The sequence below is a fragment of the Streptomyces sp. NPDC002788 genome (assembly GCF_053592115.1).
Genome location: NZ_JBSFVB010000006.1, coordinates 138,188 through 155,534, shown reverse-complemented (window position 1 = coordinate 155,534; position 17,347 = coordinate 138,188). Strand labels below are relative to the sequence as shown.

Sequence of the window (17,347 nt, the reverse complement as noted above, 5' to 3'; positions counted from 1 at the left end):
GGGCGTGAGCGTCCGGATGCCGGCCATGGTGGTGTCGCAGAACATCGCCGAGTCCTTGACCGGCTCTCGAGGGCCACTTGAGCTCAGCCGGGAATGCGATGGACGGGCCCGGGGTGATCCCGTAACGTGTGGCGGGCCACGCCCCAGACCAGCGGAAGGAGGGCAGAGCCGTGCAGTTCACACCGTTCCCGCGCTCCCTCCCCGCTGTCCCGGCGTGCCTTGACTGACCGACCGGGAGCGCTCTCCGCAGCATGCGTCCCGGAGGACACCCATGACCGATCCGGTCATCCGCGCGCTCGACACGAGCGACGCCGCACTCTTCGACAGCCTGCCCGACCCGCTGCGCGCCCGTGAGGGCCATCGGCTGACCCGGCACCGCCCCGACTGGAAGCGGGTGGCGCTGCGCGACGGCCGCGTCGTCGCGCGCGGTGCCTGGTGGGGTGGTCCCGACGACAGCGAGCCCCTCAGCCTCAACTGGTTCGACGTGGCCGAAGGAGAGGAGGAAGCGGGCGCCGAACTCCTGCGCACCGCCCCCTGGCAGGTCGAACTGGAGCTGAATCTGCCCGTCGGCTGGCGCGACGACCCGGCGCTGCGCACCGCCGCCGAGACCCGTGTCACCGCCGCCCGGAAGGCCGGCTTCGCCCTCCTGGTCGAACGCCTCCTGTACCGCTGGACCCCCGACCGGGGCCTGCCCGAGCGGCCCGGGCGCCTCGAGTTCCGCCCCGAACCGGACGACGCCGTGTTCTTCGACGCGCTGCGCCGCATCCACTCCGCCACCCTCGACGCCCACGCGCTGAAGGCCATCGAGCAGGGCGGCCTCGACCAGGCGGCCCAGGAGGAACTCGACTTCTTCCACTGGTGCCCCTCGCCCCGCGAGTGGTGGCAGGTCGCGTACACCCCGCAGGGCGAGACGGCCGGCATCCACATCCCGGCCCACAACCCCTCGGGCCCGTGCATCGGCTTCATCGGCGTCCTGCCGGACCAGCGCGGCCACGGCTACGCCTATGACCTCCTCGCCGAGTGCACCCACTTCCTGGCCGGCCAGGGGGCGGAGTTCATCGCCGCCGCGACGGACCAGGACAACTTCCCGATGGCCGCGAACTTCACCAAGGCCGGTTACCCGGTGGTGAAGGAGCGGCTCAACTTCGACCCACCGCGGGACGGCCGTACGGCCTGACGCGACCGGCCGCTGTCAGTGCCGGGTGGCAAACCGGCGGTCACAGTGGTCCATCCGGGGCGACGGAGGCGGGCGTGGGCTTCAAGGGCCAGGTGTGGCGGGTGCACAGTGCCGGGCGGGAACCGGATGGAGCGGTCGGGGAGATCGTGGTCGAGGAGGCCGCCTTTCCCTGGCTCTCCGGCCGCTTCACCCCCGGCCCGTCCTTCGACTCCGTCCGCGACCTCTCCGCACAGGAACTCGCTCTGGCCAGACAGGACTACGACCTGATCTAGGAGGAGTGGGAGCGCGTCTACGCCGAGATCACCCGACGCGTCTCCCTCTCTTCCCCGGACGGCCCGGTCCCCGCGTTCCTCCTGCACATCGAGGGCGACGCGGCATGGTTCCGCTGGAGTGACGAGCCCGACGAACCCGACGAGGACTAGCGCGCGCCGCCGTTCAGCAGGCCCTGGGCCGCCGTGAGGACCTCGGTGACCCGGAGGCCGAACGCCGCGTCACAGGCGTGCGGGTGGCCGGTCCGGGCGGCGGTGAGCAGGGCGCTCGCGGCCCGCATCAGGGCGGGGACCGCTCCGTCGGAGCTCTCCGGGAAGAACGCGACACCGGCCTCACCGCGCAGCTCCACGGCGGCACCGGCCGCGGCGGGCGGCGCCGTCAGGCTCAGGGTGAGGGTGCTCGACGCGCCACCGGCGTGGTCGAGGACGACATGCGCCGTGTCCCCGGGTCCGTACGCGGCCGCCGCCACACGCCGCACGTCGCCCAGCACCGGCAGCAGCACGGAGAGGGCGTGCGGACCGACGTCCCACAGGGCGCCCTTCTCCCGCCGCCACGGCGTCGCGAAGGGACTCTCGCTGGTGAACACCGCCCCGAGCCACTGCGCCCGTCCCGTGAACCAGCCCGGCACCGCCGCCTGTTCGGCGATCCACGCCTGAGGCTCGGGCTGGAAGCGGGCCGTGAAGAACACGACCGAGGCGACCCCGGCCTCCTCGGCGGCCTCGACCACGGCCCGTCCCTGCTCCACCGTCGGCGCGAGGGGCTTGTCGAGCAGCAGATGACACCCGGCCCGCGCCGCCCGCGCGGCGAGCCCGGCCTGCACCTCGGGAGGCAGCGCCACGGCGACCGCGTCCACGTCTGCGAACAGCTCGTCCACGTCGTCGTACGCCCGGACGCCGTGCCGTTCGGCCAGCTCCTTCGCCGCCTCGGGGCGGCGCCCCCACACACCGGCGAAGTCGAGTTCGTCGTGCCCACTCAGTGCGGGTGCGTGGGCCATCCGCGCCCACGGGCCGGTGCCGAGCAGTCCTATCCGCATGCCGCCGCCTCTCCACGGTGCCTGAACGAAGAGCCTGTCATACAACAGCGCGGCGAGGCCCCCCTGCGGCACGAACGTCCTGCGGGACGGGAAGGGCCGGTTCGCGGAGGCCTTCGACATCGAGAAGAGGACAAGCTCAGGAGAAGCGCGTCCGCAGCTCGGCCTCGAGGGTCTCCAGGGTGCGGCCCTTGGTCTCGGGGACGTACAGCTTCACGAAGGTGAGGGACAGCACGCCCGCGACCACGAACAGGAAGAAGGTGTCGGAGATTCCGATGCCGGAGACCAGGGACGGGAAGACCAGCCCGATCACGAAGTTGGTCAGCCACAGCACCACGGCCGCCACACCCATGCCGAAGCCGCGCATCCGCATCGGGAAGATCTCCGACAGCATCAGCCAGGTCACCGGCGAGATCGCCCCCTGCTGGAAGGCGAGGAACGTGACCGTCATGGCGAGCACGGCGTAGGCCCGCGGATCACCGGAGGGCAGCACCATCGAGAAGACGCCGATCAGCAGCAGGGCGACGGTCGTGCCGGCCTGACCGGTCATCAGCATCGGGCGGCGTGGCACACGGCCCAGGAGCCAGATGCCGACGAAGGTGGCCAGCACCGAGATCACCCCGTTGGCGATGTTGGCCGTCAGGGCGCTGTCGGCGGCGAATCCGGCGTCGGTGAGGATCTGGGTCCCGTAGTACATGATCGTGTTGACGCCGGTGATCTGTTGCACGATCGCGATGCCGAACCCGACGAACACCAGCTTCCGCACCCACGGCGTGCTCTTGATGTCCTGCCAGCCGCCGAGCCTGCCCTGCTCGTCCTTGACGGCGAGCGCGGTGACCTCCTTCAGTTCGGCCTCGGCCCGGGCCTGCGAGCGCACCTGCCTCAGGACTTCGAGAGCCTCGCCGGAGCGGCTCCCGGAGGCCAGCCAGCGCGGGCTCTCCGGCATCACCAGCATGCCGAACCACAGCACCACGGTCGGCAGCGTGGCGATGACCAGCATCCAGCGCCACACCCCGCCGGATTCGCCGCCGACCCGGGCGATGATCGCGTTCGAGGTGAACGCCAGCAGCTGCCCTGTGACGATCATCAGTTCGTTTCGGGTGACGAGGGCGCCGCGCCGTTCGGCGGGCGACACTTCCGCGAGGTAGACCGGGACGGTCACCGAGGCACCGCCGACCGCGAGACCGAGCACGAACCGCGCCACGATCATCACCGCGGTCGTCGGCGCGAGCGTGCAGCCGAGCGCGCCGACGAAGAACAGCACGGCCAGCAGCAGGATGGTGCGCCGCCTGCCGCGCGCGTCCGACAACCGTCCGCCGGTCACGGCGCCGAGCGCGGCACCGAGCAGCAGCGAGCTGGTGACCATGCCCTCGGTGACGGGGGTCAGACCGAGGTCGTCGGTCATGTAGGGCAGGGCGCCGTTGATGACGCCCGTGTCGTATCCGAAGAGCAGACCACCGAACGTGGCGATGATCGTGATCAGCCGCAGGCGCCGCTTGACCGCCGGGGGGCCGTCGTCCGTGACGGCGGTGGCAGGGGCCGGGGCGGGGGCCGGTGTCGTGTCGTCCCTGACGTCCATGGCCGCTCCTCACCTGTCGATGTTCGGGCGCCGGGTACCCGACAGGCCGCAGCCGGCCAGGTTCTCACAGGTGCCGACCGCGATGGGCAGCGGCACCTCGGGAGCGTGCCGAACCCGGCCGACGTGGTGGGTGACTCAAGAAGCCCGACGCCGAGTTGTTCATGATCGTCGAGCGGGACCTGTACCCGCGACCGGCCCGACGGCGCGGCCCGGCTGCCGGCCGGGGTGGCTTCGCACGCTCGGCGTCATGTTCACCGTGCACCAGACCTTCCACACCGATCTCATCCAGGGACATCTACCCGACGCCGAACGGCACGGCTATGACGTCCCGCTCTCCGGGCCACCCGCGGCCGCAGCGAGGCCGAGGCGGTCGAGGCGCTGCTCAGCCACCGCTGCGAGGCGGTGATCCTGCTCGGTACGGACGCCGAGCCCGCCCGCGACACATCGTGATGCGGCGAAGTCGATGGCCGCGGGAGCGGGTCGCAGGCGCGCCGAGGGCCACCCGCACCCGCCGTTCGCGGCCGGCGGGCACGAGCGGCCCCGGTCGGTGATCAGCTCTCCGACCCGCTGATGTTGACCATCCACGGGACGCCGAAGCGGTCGGTGCACATGCCGAACACGTCGCCCCACATCTGCTTCTCCAGCGGTACCGACACCGAGCCGCCCTCGGACAGCTTCTCCCAGTAGCCGCGCAGCTCGGTCTCGTCGTCGCCGCTCAGACTCACGGAGAACGGGCTCCCCTGCTCGGACTCCATGCCCGGCGGGTTGTCGGCGCCCATCAGGGTGAAGCCGCCCGGGGTCTGGAGCATTCCGTGCATGATCTTGTCGGCGTTGGGAGCGTCCGCCTGACCGAAGTCTCCGTAGCTGTTGAGGTCGAGAGTGCCGCCGAAGACCTCCTGGTAGAACTCCATCGCCTGACGGGCTTCGCCGTTGAAGGTGAGGTACGGGTTGAGACGCGAGACCATGAGAACCTCCCGGAAGGGGGCAAAGGGTCATTTTCGCGCAGCGTAACGCCGGGCACGGGCAACGGCTCGTCGAGCGTGCCGCACCCTGGGCGGGGCGGTCCTGTCGCCGGGGCCGGTGAAGTCGCCGACTGTGCTGTCAGCGTTGCCTCTTGAGTACAGGCGGAAGGCGGCGGTTCATGACGACGACGTTCCGCGTCGGCGGGGACCTGGACGTGGGCCGGCTCGGTTTCGGAGCCATGCGTCTGCCCACCGAGCCCGGCCCGGACCGGGAGAACGCCCTCGCGGTCGCCCGGCGGGCCGTGGAGCTGGCGTCACACTGATCGACACGGCGCACCTGTACGGCGGGGGACCAACGAGGAACTCCTCGCCGAGGCCCCGCACCCCTGCCTGGAGGGGCTGCTGATCACCACCGAGGTGGGTGACACGCGCACCGGCCCCGGCGGCGACCGGAAGCTCGACGGACGGTCCCGAGATCCGGTGCGACCATGTCGAGCAGGCCCTGCGCCGGCTGCGGATCGAGCGGATCGAGCTGCTGCAGCTGCGTCGCATCGACCCGGAGCCCCCGCTCGCCGAGCAGCTCGGCACGCTGCGGGAGCTCCAGGCGAAGGGCCTGGTCGGCCGGATCGGGCTGTCGGAGGTCACCGTAGGCGAGCTGGAGCAGGCCCGGGAGATCGTCGAGGTGGTGTGCGTGGAGAACCGCTGCAACCTGCTCGACCGCGAGCACGAGCCGGTGCCGGACGCCTGCGCGGCGGCCGGGATCGCCTTCCTGCCGTGGCGGCCCGTCGACTGGGGGGAGGCGGGGGCCCAGGCTGTCATCGCCGCCGTGGCGGCCGACCTCGACGCCGCACCGACGCAGGTCGCGCTCGCCTGGCTCCTCGCCCGCTCGCCGGTGGTCCTGCCGATCCCGGGTACGGCCCGGATCGAGCATCCGGAGGAGAACCTGGCGGCGGCGGACCTGAAGCTGACGCCCGCCCACCGGGCCCGGCTCGACCGGTCGGCCGGAGCGGCGGGGGCCGCATCAGGGGCGGGCTGCGGCGAAGTCCCGGAAGGTGGTCTGCCGCGGGGTGGCGTTACGCCTCGTCGGCATGCCCGAGGTCAGGGGCGGCGGGGCCGGAGCGGCGTAGGGCCCGCCCACGCCGCGGAGCCGACGGACAGGACCGGGGTCTCGTACGGAGGCTCACGCCTCCGCCCCGTTGTTCCAGTCGTAGGGGCCTCCGCCCTGCCACTCGATGAGCTCGGTGTCGTCGACGGCCGTGTCGGTGGTGGGCAGGCCCTCGCGGTGCAGCAGGTCGAGCACGTCGAACAGGCTGTAGGCGACGCCCATGTCCTCGCCGTGGATGGTCACCAGCCGTCCGCCGTCCGACGCGGGCGGCTGTACGACCACAGGTGGTTGACCGTCCATAGCCCCACCATGCCCCCGAAACGGCCGGTGCGCAGCTCGGTGGCGTCCAGAAGCGGGACGGGCGGGGCTCGCCCCCGGGCTCCGGGTGCTTCGTACGCCGGTGACAAGGCGCGATCCGGAAGCTGAGTTCTCATCAGCACTCCCTGAGAACCCCCGTGCCGCAGCCCTAGCGTCCGTGGCATGGACATGAACCTCAGGAGCAGCAGGAGCAGAGGGAAGTGGCGCGGCGCCGCACTGGCGGTGCTGCTGACCGCGGGGACACTCACGGCCACCGCCCCGGGCGCCCGGGCCGAGGGTGCGCGGACCGAGACGCCGGTGCAGTCGACGTCACCGGTGACCGGGGTGACGGAATCGGTGGTGCGGGTGAAGGTGCCGCTGCCCCGGGCGGCCGGGCCCCGTCCGGTCGCCTGCGACTGGCTGTCGTACCTGCGTTACCGCTCGGCCGCCGGGCCGGCCGCCTCGGCCGACGCGGACCGGATCCTCATCGCCCAGCCCGGCATCCTGGAAGGGGCCGGGGCGTTCGACAGCGTCGCCCGCAACACCGTGGCGCGCGCCGCCGAGCAGGGCCTGCACATCGAGTTCTGGGCGCTCGACCGGCGCTCCAACTGCCTGGAGGACCGCACCGGCATCGCCTCCGGCGACCAGCACACCGCCGTCGACTACTACTACCGCGGCAAGCAGGTCGGCGGCCGCACCTTCGACGGCTATGCCCGCAACGCGCAACTGGGCTGGATGGCGAAGCTCGGCATCGAGCAGACCGTGCGGGACCAGTACGACCTGCTCACCGCCGAGTTGCCCAACCCGGAGCAGCGCAAACGGAAGGTGCTGTGCGGCGGGCACTCGCTCGGGGGTGTGATCACCGGCTACTTCGCCGCTGCCGACTTCGACGGCGACCGCACCACCACCGCGGACGCCGGTTACCAGCAGTGCGCCGGCTACTTCGCCCTCGACACGACCGTCTCCACCTCGCTGGCCGACCTCAACGGAAGCCTGCCGGACGACACCAACCTGCCCGACGTCGGCCTCGGTTACGGTGTCGTGCAGGCCGGACTGGACAGCGGGGTGCTGCCGCGCACCCTGAACGCGCCGGTGCTGCTCAACCCCGAGACCATGACCCTGCTCGGCATCGCCGGCCTGGGCGCCCTCAACGACCTGGACGGCGAGGCCGACCTGCCCCGCTACCTGCCGGCCAACCTCAACATCGAGGCCACCAACCGCTTCCTGTTCTCCAAGGACACCGCCGCCTTCCTCACCGGCACCCCCTCGGTCAAGGACTTCCGGCTCACCAACGGGGCGGTGCTCGGCGCGCTGCTCGACGACAACTCCGTACCGCTGGCCTTCCTGCAGACCAGCGTCGGCTTCTTCGACGGCGGGCCGATCGCCGACAAGAGCTTCCCCGTGGCCAACGGCGGTACGCAGCGGCCCGGGCTGTACGGCACCGCGTACAAGGCCATCCCGGACCGGCCGCAGGGCCCCCTCTACACCTGGCGCAACTACGACCGCGTGGGCGATCCCGACGACCCCGGCCACCGGTCGGCCGACGGCACGCCGTTCACCGGCCCCGGCGAGGAGGTCACCGATGTGCGGCAGCTGGCACGCAGTCTGGCCGAGCAGCCGCTGGACTTCACCGAGCAGTACTTCCCGACCAAGCTGGTGACGGACATCCAGCTGGCCACCTCGCCGCAGGTGAAGCAGCTCGTCGTCCACCCCGGCGGCCTCAAGGCCAACCCCGTGCTCACCGTCCTCGCCGGTGAGGGACTGCTCGCCGGCCGGGTCCCGCCCGAGCTGCACCCCGTCGTCGCCGACGGCTACCAGCACCTCGACGTGCTCACGGCCGCGGCCGAGCAGAACAACGGCAGGCCCGAACCCGTCTCCACCAGCCTCGCCGGCTTCGCGAAGTCGCCGCGATAGACCCGTTGGAACCGTCCACACGCCCGGGGCCCGGGAGGATCTCCTGGATCTCCTCCCGGGCCCCTTCGTGTGCCGCCTTCGGCTAGAGCCTGCCCGCGGCGAACGCGGCCGCCGTGTCGGCGTCGTCCCGGTAGCCGAGGTGGGCGCCGACATCGCCGCCGCCGCTCTCGCAGACGGGGTCGCCCTTCGCGCAGATGTCCAGGGTGCGGCTCTGGTAGGTGCCGGTGACGCTCTTGCCGAGGGCCCGGATCGGATTGCCGAACAGAAGCACCGCGGCGACCTTCGGCTCCACCGCGGCGGGCAGCGTGGCCACGATGGGGCTGCCGACCACCGCGCCCGCGCTGCTGATGCCGATCGAGTTGTCGACGACGTTCGCGCCCTGCGAATAGCCGACGAGAACGAACTTCTGGTTCGGGCATGCCGCGGCCTGGCTCTTCACATGGTTCACCAGGTCCAGGTTGCCCTGCGCCGCGGACGTCGGGGAGAGATCGGCGGGGTAGTTCACCTTGTAGCTGGACAGGCTTTTGCCCGCCAGTTTCTTCTGCAGCGCGGAATGCACCGGGTCGCCGACGATGAAGCCGAGCGTGCCCGGCTCGAAGGTGCCGCGCGCCGAGACGAGTTCCACGTCCGAGCAGGCCGCGGCGGTGGCCGGGGGAGCCGAGAGGGTGGCAATTCCGGCCCCGCCGGCCAGCGAGAGCGCGGCGAGACACAAACGGATACGCATGGGGGATCCTCCGCGTGTGGGGCGCGTGGAGCGCCTGCGAAAAAGCAGGTCCCGAACGTATTCGTTTGATGATGCCGAGTGTTATGGATGGGATTATGGAATCCTCGCCGATTTTTGTCGGCGATTGAGTACGGGGAAATCAGTCCTGTCGTGCCCGCACTGATTCAGCGCGAAGCGCGACAATGAGGTCGAGGCGGGTGTCCGGATCGTGCAGGGCGTCGCCGAACAGCTTCTCCAGCTGACGCAGGCGGTAGCGGACCGTCTGCGGGTGGATGTGCAGCCGTGCGGCGACGTCCGGCACGTTGCTGCCGCTGAGCAGCCAGGCCAGCAGTGTCTCGGCGAGCCGGTCGCGCTGCCCCGCCGAGACCGCATCGAGCGGCGCGAGCACCCGGGCCCGGAGCCGTTCGAGCAGGGGCTCGTCGCCGTACAGCAGGAGCGTCGACAGATGCTCCGAGCAGTGCACCACGCCCTGGCGGGGCAGGATCTCACGCCCCATCAGCCCGAGCGCCCGGGTGGCGAGGCGCAGGGACTGCGCCGCCTCCGTGACCGCCACCGTGGGGCCGATCGCGGCGGGCCGGCCGCGCAGCGCCAGCGTGAACGCCCGGCCGAGGCGACCGGATCCGTCCGGGTCCGGCACCAGCATGCGGGGCGGACGGGACTCCATGTCCACCAGCGCGCCCGCCGCCGCCAGCGGCCGGTCCTCCTCCCGCCGGTCCGGCGCCGCCGCGAGCGCCACCACGGCGACCGTCCGGGGTACCGGCCAGCGCGCGTTGTGCGCCAGATCCTGCACAGCCTCCAGCGCCACCGGCCCGTCTTCCAGGAGCAGGTCCAGCAACCGCCTGCGGCGCCGCTCCAGCTCGTCCGAGCTGCGCAGCTGGGCCTCGGCATAGCCGGCCGCGGCCGCCTGGGCGACCTCGTGCACGGTCCGGAACGCCAGCTCGCCCAGCGCGGCCACGGCCGTGGAGTCCAGGCCGAGCTCCTCCGCCGTCCGGCCCATCTGCCGCCAGGCGTGCAGTCCGCCGATCCGCAGCGCGGACTGCAGCGCGTCCAGGCTGCGGCCCTCCAGCGCCTCACCTCGACCGAGTTCGTAGTACGTCGCGGCGATCGCGGCCCCGTCGTCGCGCTGGTCGGCGATGTGGTCGACGAACAGGGTCAGCGCCTGCACCACCCCCGACCGCAGGTGTTGGCGATAGGTGCCGTCGGCGGCCCGCGCGTACTCGGGGACCTGGCGGCGGACCTCCGCCTCCACCTCGTCGGCGACCGCGGCCAGCTGGGCGCGCAGCAGCTCCGCCAGCCCGGGCGGGACCTGCGGCAGGGCCGGGCGGTCCGGCACGCTGTGCGGAGTCGGCACAGCCATCACGGACACTCCTTTCGACCGGAAGCGACTCACCCGCGGGCTGTTGCCAGTGGGACGAGTGGGTAGTCCGCTGTTGGACGGACGACCCCTCCGCTCCGTTCCGTGCCCCGACGGCACCCCGGTCACTCGGGCACGCCCAGCGCACGGGCGAGGACAGGCCACGAGGCTCTGAACTCCGGCTTCCAGTGGGCCCAGTCGTGTCCTCCTCCCCGGTAGAAGTGCGTGGTCGCCGGGACACTCATGAGGGACAGCGTGCGGGCGAAGCCCTGGGACGAGGGCCACAGCGCGCTCTCCAGCACCCCGGGCAGTGGATCGCCGTTGCCACCGCCCACTCCGCTGCCCTGCGAGACGTACAGCGCGGTGCCGCGCAGCCCGGCGGCGCGAGCCCGCGGGTTGAAGTCCCGCCAGGTCAGGAGGTTCAGCAGCGGATTGCCCCACAGGGACGCGGCGGGCAGGTTCTCGCGGGCCACGATGGCGTCCATGATGGCCGGAACACCCGGGGCGGTGGTGTCGAGGATGCCGCTGTAGGAGGCCGCGGCCTTGAACGCCCCGGGATGACGGGCGGCGTGGGCCATCGCCCCGTAACCGCCGGTGGAGACACCGGCGACCGCCCGCACACCGGACGCCCGGTAGTCCCGGGCAAGCAGCGCCGGCACCTCCGTCACCTGGAACGTCTCGTAGTCCGGGCCGTCGCGCCAGACGCTGGGGATGCCGGTGGGACCGGCGTCCGGCATGGCCACGATCAGGTCGCGGCCCTCGGTGAAGGCCTCGATGTCCGTCTCACGGGTCCAGGACGTGTAGTCGTCGTGGGCACCGTGCAGCAGGTACAGCACGGGGTACTTCTTGTCCGGCCGCGTGCGGAAGTCCGAGGGCAGGATCAGCCGGACCGGCGCGCTGCGGCCGAGCGCGGCGGAAGGCACGGACACATCCAGCGTGCGCGGACCGAGCCGGGTGGCCGCCCGGGCGCGGGCCGTTCCGCTCGCGGCCCCGAACAGGAGGGCGAGACCGGCGGCGGCCGCCGCTCCGGTGACGGCGCGGCGGGACACTCCGGCAGCGGGCTTCGGTGGCAGGTCGGGCATGGCGGCTCCTCGGGTTGCGTGTCAGGGGGCCCGCTCGGCGAGCACCCGGCTCAGGTGGGCGGCGATCGCGTCGACGTGCGGCGGATCGAGCAGCGACAGATGGTGACCGGGCACGGGTACGACCTCCAGGCGCGGGCACACCTCGTCCCAGCCCAGCGCCTCGTCGTCCCGCTCGTACGCCGGGTCGCGCACGGTGTGCGGTGCGGGCTCCGAGGCCCGGTAGAGGACCACCGGCCCGTCGTGACGGCCGGGCCGGTGCGCCTCTCCGATGCTCATGTCCAGGTAGGAGGCCCGCTGGTGCTCCAGCACGGCGGGTGGCACGTCGGCGGCCTCGCGCAGCGCCCGCAGCACGGCGTCGATGCGGGTCCGGTCGTCGTCCATGGCCGCGAGTTCCTCGTACGGCAATTCCAGCTCCACGCCGTAGGTGCCGGCGACGTGGCGGGCGAAGCCCTCGAAATGCGCCCGGATCCGGTCGGAACGCGTCAGCCCGGGCCGGGGGAGGGGCCGTACGGAGTCGATGAGCGCGACCAGCCGCACCTCCCGCCCGGCGGCGGCCAGTTGCCGCGCCGTCTCCTGGGCGACGAAGCCGCCGAACGACCAACCTCCCAGCAGGCAGGGACCGTCGGGGTGGGCGGCGTCGATCGCTTCGGCGTAGCGCCGGGCCTTCTCCGGCACGCTCCCGGCTTCCTCGATCCGCTCAAGTCCGAACACCGGCTGCTCCTCCTCGAGCCGTTCGGTGAGCGTCCGGTAGACGGAGGCCGGGCCGCCGGCGGCGTGCACGAGGAACAGCGGGGGCCGGGAGCCGGTGGCGCGCAGGGGGCGCAGCGGGGTGTCGTCGCGCGGGAGCGCGTGGCGGACGCGTGTGGCGGCGTCGTCGACGGTGGCTGCGGCGAACAGGTCGCGCAGGGGCAGTTCGATGCCGAAGTCCCGCTCCACGGCCGTGCGGATGCGGACGGCCATCAGAGAGTCCAGCCCGAGGTCGGCCAGGGCGGTGTCCGGGGTGATCCGGGCGGGGGAGTGGCCGGTGACGGTGGCGATGTGCCGGGTCAGCCGGGCCAGGACCGAGGAGTCCGCGGGCGGGCCGGGATGTTCCTCCGGCACCGGCCGCGTGTGGGCGCGAGCGCCGGTCGGCGTCTGCCCGGTGTGCGACCGGGCGCCGGGCAGCGGTTCCGTACGCGAACGGCCGTCCGTCCACCAGTGCCGCACGTGCCGCCACCGGGGCAGGGGCAGGTCGACGACTCGGCCGGGCGGCACGGGCAGCCGCTGCCCCGCCGCGTACAGGGCGCCCAACTGCCCGGCGAACGCCTCCGACCCGTCGGCGTCCCGGCGCAGGGTGGCCAGGGCCAGGGCGCCGGGCACGGTGTCGGCGACGGCCCCCGTCAGCACCGGATGGGGCGAGATCTCGACGAACGCCGGGTGCCCCTCGGCGGCGGCCGCCGCGAGAGCCCGGTCCAGCCGCACGGGCCGCCGCAGGTTGGCCGCCCAGTGGTCGGCGTCGAACAGGCAGTCGCCGCGCGGATCGTCCAGGACGGTGGAGTACACCGGGACCCGCGGCCGCCCGCCCCGGATGCCCGACAGCGCGTCGACGAGGTCGGGCAGCAGCCCGTCCACCTGAGGTGAGTGCCCGGCTCCGACGACCCGCATGGCCCGGGCCGCCCGGCCTTCCCCCTCCAATCGGCGCACCAGGCCGGCGACCGCCGCCTCCTCTCCGGTGACGACCTTCTGCCGCGGGGAGGAGTGCACGGCGACACACACGCCGGGGAAGTCCCGCTCCAGGGAGCCGAGTTCCGTGTCGTCCAGGTCCACGACGGCCATCGCGCCGCCCCGCAGTCCGCTCAGCAGCCGGGCCCGTACGGCGATGACCCGCGCCCCGTCCGCCACGTCCAGCGCACCCGCGCACACGGCCGCCGCAACCTCGCCCATGGAGTGACCGATCACGGCGGCAGGCTCGACCCCGTAAGAACGCCACAACTCGGCCAAAGCCAACTGCAGCCCGAACAGCACCGGTTGGGCGATCTCCAGACGGTCGAGGCCGGACCCGGAGGACAGATGGTCACGGAGGGACAGGCCGCACTCCGGTGCGAGCTGCGGGTCGAGCTTCTCGACGGCGGTGGCGAACGCGGGTTCCTCGGCCAGCAGCCGGCGCCCCATGCCGGGCCACTGGCTGCCGTAGCCGGAGAAGACCCACACCGGCCCGCGCCCCACGCGGTCGCGGTCACCGGTCAGCACCCGTGGGTCCGGGCGCCCTGCCGCCAAGGCGCCCAGCGCGTCTGTCAGTTCCGCTCGGTCGCGGGCGACGACGGCGGCGCGGACGCGGCCCCGGCCGGTCCGCCCGGCAAGCGTACGGGCCACGTCGGCCGGGTGCGCCGGGCTGTCACGCAGCCGGTCGGCGAGCCTGCCCGCCGTGTCGCGGACGCGTTCGGCGTCGATGTCGGAGAGCAGGTGCAGCCGGGCGGCGGGCTCCTCGGCGGGCCGTACGGGGACCCGACCGGGCGGTCCCTCCTCCAGGACCACATGGGCGTTGGTGCCGCCGAAGCCGAACCCGGAGACCCCCGCGAGGGCGGTGCCGCCGTACCGCGGCCAGGGCTCCGGTTCGGTCACCACCCGCAGCCGGGCATCGGTGAGTGAACTGCCCCGCTCGCAGTGGAGCGACGGCGGGATGCTGTCGTGCCGCAGGGCCAGCACGGTCTTCACCAGCCCGGCGAGGCCCGCGGCCGACTCCAGGTGGCCGAGGTTGCCCTTGACGGATCCCAGCAGCAGCGGCTGGTCCGGGTCACGGCCCGCGCCGAGCACCGCACCCAGCGCGCCCGCCTCGATCGGGTCGCCCAGCGGGGTGCCGGTGCCGTGTGCCTCCACGTAGTCGACATGCGCCGCGGTCAGTCCCGCCCGTGCGTACGCGCTCTCCAACAGGGCCTGCTGGGCGGCCGGGTGGGGCGCCATCAGGCCGTTCGAGCGGCCGTCGGAGTTGACGGCGGTGGCGCGGATGACGGCCAGGACGCGGTCTCCGTCCCGTTCCGCGTCGGAGAGCCGCTTGAGGATCACGGCCGCGCAGCCCTCGCCGCGCCCGATGCCGTCGGCCGCCGCCGAGAACGGCTTGCACCGCCCGTCGGGGGCGAGCGCGCCCGCCCTGCGGAAGGCGACCGTGACGGTCGGTGACAGCAGCAGGTTGACCCCGGCGGCGATCGCCGTGTCACTCTCGCCCGTGCGCAGACTGACACAGGCGTGGTGGACCGCGACCAGCGAGGACGAGCAGGCCGTGTCGACGGCCAGGCTCGGCCCCCGGGTGTCCAGGACGTAGGCGAGCCGTCCGGCCGCGACGCTCAGAGCCCCTCCGGCCGGCGCCCAGGGATCGACCGCGGCCGGATCGGCGCCCGTGAGCTGCCCGTACTCCGGAGCGGAGATGCCGACGAACACCCCTGTGGCGGTGCCCGCCAGGGAGCCGGCCGGAACGGCGGCGTGGTCGAGCGCCTCGTGGACGACCTCCAGCAGGATCCGCTGCTGGGGATCCATCACCGCGGCCTCGCGGGGGGTGACGCGGAAGAAGTCGGCGTCGAACCCCGCGATGTCGTCGAGGTAGCCGCCGTACGGGTGGGCGTCGGCGGGCGGGAAGGCGGTGAAGTCGCGCCAGCGGTCCTCCGGGACACGCCGGATCGCGTCGACGCCCTCGGTGAGCAACCGCCAGTAGTCGTCCGGGCCGTGCACCCCGCCGGGCAGCCGGCAGCCCACACCGACGACCGCGACCGGTTCGGCCGTCCCGCCGTGCACCCCGCTCCGCACCGGCCGGGCCGTGGCTTCCGGTGCCGCTCCGGTCCGCGGCGACGACGCCGCCTCGGCGCCCGCGCGGCACAGCCGTGCCACCAGCGCCTCCCCGGTGGGCGTCTCCCACAGCAGTGTCGCCGGCAGCTCGCGGCCCGTGGCCCGGGACAGCTCACCGGCCAGCGCCACCGCGTCCCGCGAGGACATGCCGAGGTCCGCGAGCGGCCGGTCCATCGGGGCGTCCTCGGGGGACGTGCCGTTCCAGGCGCCCACCCGCTCGGCGATCAGCCGGCGCAGCGCCGCCTCGTCGACGGGGCTCATCCCGCTGCACCCGCCGCCCGGGCCTGCCCGCCGAACGCGCCCTCCAGGTACCGGGTCCGGGTCAGGGCCCGCGACACCTTGCCGCTGGAGGTCCGCGGCACCGTGCCCGGCGGCACCAGGACCACGTCCGCGAGCCGCAGCCCGTGCCGGGCGGAGACGGCGCCGCGCACCGCACGCAGCACGGCCGGCACGTCCAGCTCGGCCAGCCGCGCGGTCCGCGCGTGCTCCGCCACGACGACCACCCCTTCACCGGCGTCACCCGGCACGGCGAACGCCGCGAGCCGGTCCCGGCGCACCGCCTCGTGTGCCTCCTGGGCGGTCGCCTCGACGTCCTGGGGGTAGTGGTTGCGGCCGTCGACGATGATGAGGTCCTTCAGCCGTCCCGTGACGACGAGTTGTCCCTCCAGCACCGTCCCGAGATCGCCCGTGCGCAGCCAGCGGCCCGGACCGGCGGCCCCCTCCGCGAACCCGGCGCCGAACACGTCGTCCGACTCCCGGTTCCAGTAGCCGCGGCCCACGTTCGGCCCCTGCACCCAGATCTCGCCGACCTCGCCCTCCGACAGCAGGACCCGCGTCACCGGATCGGCGATCCGGACCCGCTGGCCCGCCGGAGTGCCGCAGCCCGCCAGCAGCACGGCCCGGGGATCCTCCGGCCGCGCGGGCAGGGCCTTCCCGGTCGCCAGGGCGTCACGGTCCAGCGCGAACCGGCTGAGCGGCTCACCCGGCCGGGCCGCGCACACGAACACGGTGGCCTCGGCCAGCCCGTACGAGGGGCAGTGGGTCCCGGGCGCCAGGCCCTGGCTCGCGAAGGCGGTGTGGAAGCGGTCGGCCGTGCCCGGGCGGACCGGCTCACTGCCGTTGATCAGCGCGGTCACCCCGTCCAGCCGCAGTCCCTCCTTCTGCTCGGTGGTGACGGTCGCGACGCAGTAGTCGTAGGCGAAGTTCGGTGCGGCGCTCAGCGCGTTCGGATGGGCGGCGAGCAGCCGCAGCCAGCGCGCCGGCTCGTGCAGGAACGCCGCCGGGTCCATCAGCACCGACAGCAGCCCGCGCACCACCGGGGCGGCGACGCTGAGCACCAGTCCCATGTCGTGGTAGAGCGGCAGCCAGCCCACGCAGGTCACCGGGCGGGTGTCGACGCCGTAGGCGGTGAGGGCCTGGCGGGCGTTGGCGACGACGTTGTCGTGACTGATCTCCACGCCGGCCGGGGCGCGGGTCGAACCGGAGGTGTACTGGAGGTAGGCGGTCGCCTCGGCGTCGGGGGCGGCCGGTTGCCAGGTCCGGCCGGCGTCGTCGGGTACTTCGTCCGCCACGACGATCCGCGGTCCGTCGGGACCGAGGAAGTCCCGCACCTCGTCCCGGACGCGGCTCGTGGTCACGACGGCCGAGGGACGCGCGTCGGCCAGCACGCCCGCCAGCCGGTCCGCGTGTCCGGGCAGGCCCGGCGGATACAGCGGCACGGCGACCAGCCCCGCGGCCAGGGCCGCGAGGAAGGCGGTCACGTACTCCGTGCCCTGCGGGCACAGCAGTGCGACCCGGTCGCCCGGCCCGGCCTCGTCGGCCAGGCGCGCGGCGAGCGCCCGTATCCGCACGTCCAGGCGGCGCCAGGTCAGGGTGCGGTGGACTCCGCGCGAATGCGGCGCCGGGTGCTCGACGAAGGTGAAGGCCCTGCGGTCCGGGGAGGCCTCGGCCCAGTGCCGCACGTACTCCGGCAGCGTGGGGCACACGGGTGCGAGCGGGGGGCGGCGGCTGTCCATCAGGCGGGGCTCCTCACGGCGC

At 73.4% G+C, this 17,347-nt stretch carries 11 protein-coding genes and 3 pseudogenes; 5 read left to right on the top strand and 9 right to left on the bottom strand.

The genetic code is table 11. The features are described 5' to 3' along the window. Window positions 1–271: 271 nt before the first annotated feature. Both ACWD1U_RS13705 and ACWD1U_RS13700 read left to right on the top strand, forming a co-directional pair. Window positions 272–1,177: a GNAT family N-acetyltransferase gene (locus ACWD1U_RS13705; protein ID WP_451107238.1), complete on the top strand. Its 906-nt coding sequence runs from the start codon at window positions 272–274 to the stop codon at window positions 1,175–1,177. Between the two features lie 74 nt (window positions 1,178–1,251). Further along, complete coding sequence (locus ACWD1U_RS13700; RefSeq protein WP_451107236.1) at window positions 1,252–1,449, top strand: hypothetical protein; 198 nt, start codon at window positions 1,252–1,254, stop codon at window positions 1,447–1,449. A 146-nt stretch (window positions 1,450–1,595) separates the two neighbouring features. Here the strand turns inward: ACWD1U_RS13700 and ACWD1U_RS13695 are convergent, their stop codons facing one another. The 3 genes and pseudogenes from ACWD1U_RS13695 to ACWD1U_RS13685 form a co-directional block, all read right to left on the bottom strand. Next, complete coding sequence (locus tag ACWD1U_RS13695; protein WP_451107234.1) at window positions 1,596–2,480, bottom strand: Gfo/Idh/MocA family protein; 885 nt, start codon at window positions 2,478–2,480, stop codon at window positions 1,596–1,598. Window positions 2,481–2,616: 136 nt separating this feature from the next. Further along, window positions 2,617–4,056, bottom strand: a complete 1,440-nt coding sequence (locus ACWD1U_RS13690; protein WP_451107232.1) for a sugar porter family MFS transporter — start codon at window positions 4,054–4,056, stop codon at window positions 2,617–2,619. A gap of 9 nt (window positions 4,057–4,065) precedes the next feature. After that, a pseudogene (locus tag ACWD1U_RS13685) lies at window positions 4,066–4,161 on the bottom strand (2-keto-myo-inositol dehydratase); the annotation flags it as partial. A gap of 87 nt (window positions 4,162–4,248) precedes the next feature. Between ACWD1U_RS13685 and ACWD1U_RS13680 the strand changes: the two are divergent. Next, window positions 4,249–4,491: pseudogene (locus ACWD1U_RS13680) on the top strand (LacI family DNA-binding transcriptional regulator); the annotation flags it as partial. Window positions 4,492–4,607: 116 nt separating this feature from the next. Here ACWD1U_RS13680 and ACWD1U_RS13675 read toward each other — a convergent pair. Further along, window positions 4,608–5,021, bottom strand: coding sequence for a VOC family protein (locus ACWD1U_RS13675; RefSeq protein WP_451107230.1), 414 nt, complete (start codon window positions 5,019–5,021; stop codon window positions 4,608–4,610). A 176-nt stretch (window positions 5,022–5,197) separates the two neighbouring features. On the opposite strand from ACWD1U_RS13675, the pseudogene ACWD1U_RS13670 reads away from it, so the two are divergent. Both ACWD1U_RS13670 and ACWD1U_RS13665 read left to right on the top strand, forming a co-directional pair. After that, window positions 5,198–6,030: pseudogene (locus ACWD1U_RS13670) on the top strand (aldo/keto reductase); the annotation flags it as partial. A 579-nt stretch (window positions 6,031–6,609) separates the two neighbouring features. Beyond that, window positions 6,610–8,334, top strand: a complete 1,725-nt coding sequence (locus ACWD1U_RS13665) for a hypothetical protein (RefSeq protein ID WP_451107528.1) — start codon at window positions 6,610–6,612, stop codon at window positions 8,332–8,334. Window positions 8,335–8,416: 82 nt separating this feature from the next. Here ACWD1U_RS13665 and ACWD1U_RS13660 read toward each other — a convergent pair whose 3' ends face one another. From ACWD1U_RS13660 to ACWD1U_RS13640, 5 genes are all read right to left on the bottom strand, one after another. Then, a complete protein-coding gene (locus tag ACWD1U_RS13660; RefSeq protein ID WP_451107228.1) occupies window positions 8,417–9,058 on the bottom strand; it encodes a cutinase family protein in 642 nt (213 codons plus the stop codon). 139 nt (window positions 9,059–9,197) lie between these two features. Continuing rightward, window positions 9,198–10,415 carry a PucR family transcriptional regulator gene (locus tag ACWD1U_RS13655; RefSeq protein WP_451107226.1) on the bottom strand — a complete coding sequence of 406 codons (1,218 nt, stop codon included), beginning with the start codon at window positions 10,413–10,415 and terminating at the stop codon, window positions 9,198–9,200. Window positions 10,416–10,537: 122 nt separating this feature from the next. Beyond that, window positions 10,538–11,494 carry an alpha/beta hydrolase gene (locus ACWD1U_RS13650; protein WP_451107224.1) on the bottom strand — a complete coding sequence of 319 codons (957 nt, stop codon included), beginning with the start codon at window positions 11,492–11,494 and terminating at the stop codon, window positions 10,538–10,540. A gap of 21 nt (window positions 11,495–11,515) precedes the next feature. Then, entirely contained in the window at window positions 11,516–15,571 is a 4,056-nt protein-coding gene (locus ACWD1U_RS13645) for a beta-ketoacyl synthase N-terminal-like domain-containing protein (protein WP_451107222.1), read from the bottom strand. Then, window positions 15,568–17,325 carry a fatty acyl-AMP ligase gene (locus ACWD1U_RS13640; protein ID WP_451107220.1) on the bottom strand — a complete coding sequence of 586 codons (1,758 nt, stop codon included), beginning with the start codon at window positions 17,323–17,325 and terminating at the stop codon, window positions 15,568–15,570. The genes ACWD1U_RS13645 and ACWD1U_RS13640 overlap by 4 nt, the downstream gene beginning before the upstream one ends. Window positions 17,326–17,347: the final 22 nt, after the last annotated feature.

What these genes read in the sequence shown, in the direction of transcription:
- ACWD1U_RS13675 (WP_451107230.1), bottom strand. Translation starts at nt 5,021, where the DNA reads ATGGTCTCGCGTCTCAACCCGTACCTCACCTTCAACGGCGAAGCCCGT.
- ACWD1U_RS13645 (WP_451107222.1), bottom strand. Translation starts at nt 15,571, where the DNA reads ATGAGCCCCGTCGACGAGGCGGCGCTGCGCCGGCTGATCGCCGAGCGG.
- ACWD1U_RS13705 (WP_451107238.1), top strand. Translation starts at nt 272, where the DNA reads ATGACCGATCCGGTCATCCGCGCGCTCGACACGAGCGACGCCGCACTC.
- ACWD1U_RS13690 (WP_451107232.1), bottom strand. Translation starts at nt 4,056, where the DNA reads ATGGACGTCAGGGACGACACGACACCGGCCCCCGCCCCGGCCCCTGCC.
- ACWD1U_RS13640 (WP_451107220.1), bottom strand. Translation starts at nt 17,325, where the DNA reads ATGGACAGCCGCCGCCCCCCGCTCGCACCCGTGTGCCCCACGCTGCCG.
- ACWD1U_RS13695 (WP_451107234.1), bottom strand. Translation starts at nt 2,480, where the DNA reads ATGCGGATAGGACTGCTCGGCACCGGCCCGTGGGCGCGGATGGCCCAC.
- ACWD1U_RS13665 (WP_451107528.1), top strand. Translation starts at nt 6,610, where the DNA reads ATGAACCTCAGGAGCAGCAGGAGCAGAGGGAAGTGGCGCGGCGCCGCA.
- ACWD1U_RS13655 (WP_451107226.1), bottom strand. Translation starts at nt 10,415, where the DNA reads ATGGCTGTGCCGACTCCGCACAGCGTGCCGGACCGCCCGGCCCTGCCG.
- ACWD1U_RS13660 (WP_451107228.1), bottom strand. Translation starts at nt 9,058, where the DNA reads ATGCGTATCCGTTTGTGTCTCGCCGCGCTCTCGCTGGCCGGCGGGGCC.
- ACWD1U_RS13650 (WP_451107224.1), bottom strand. Translation starts at nt 11,494, where the DNA reads ATGCCCGACCTGCCACCGAAGCCCGCTGCCGGAGTGTCCCGCCGCGCC.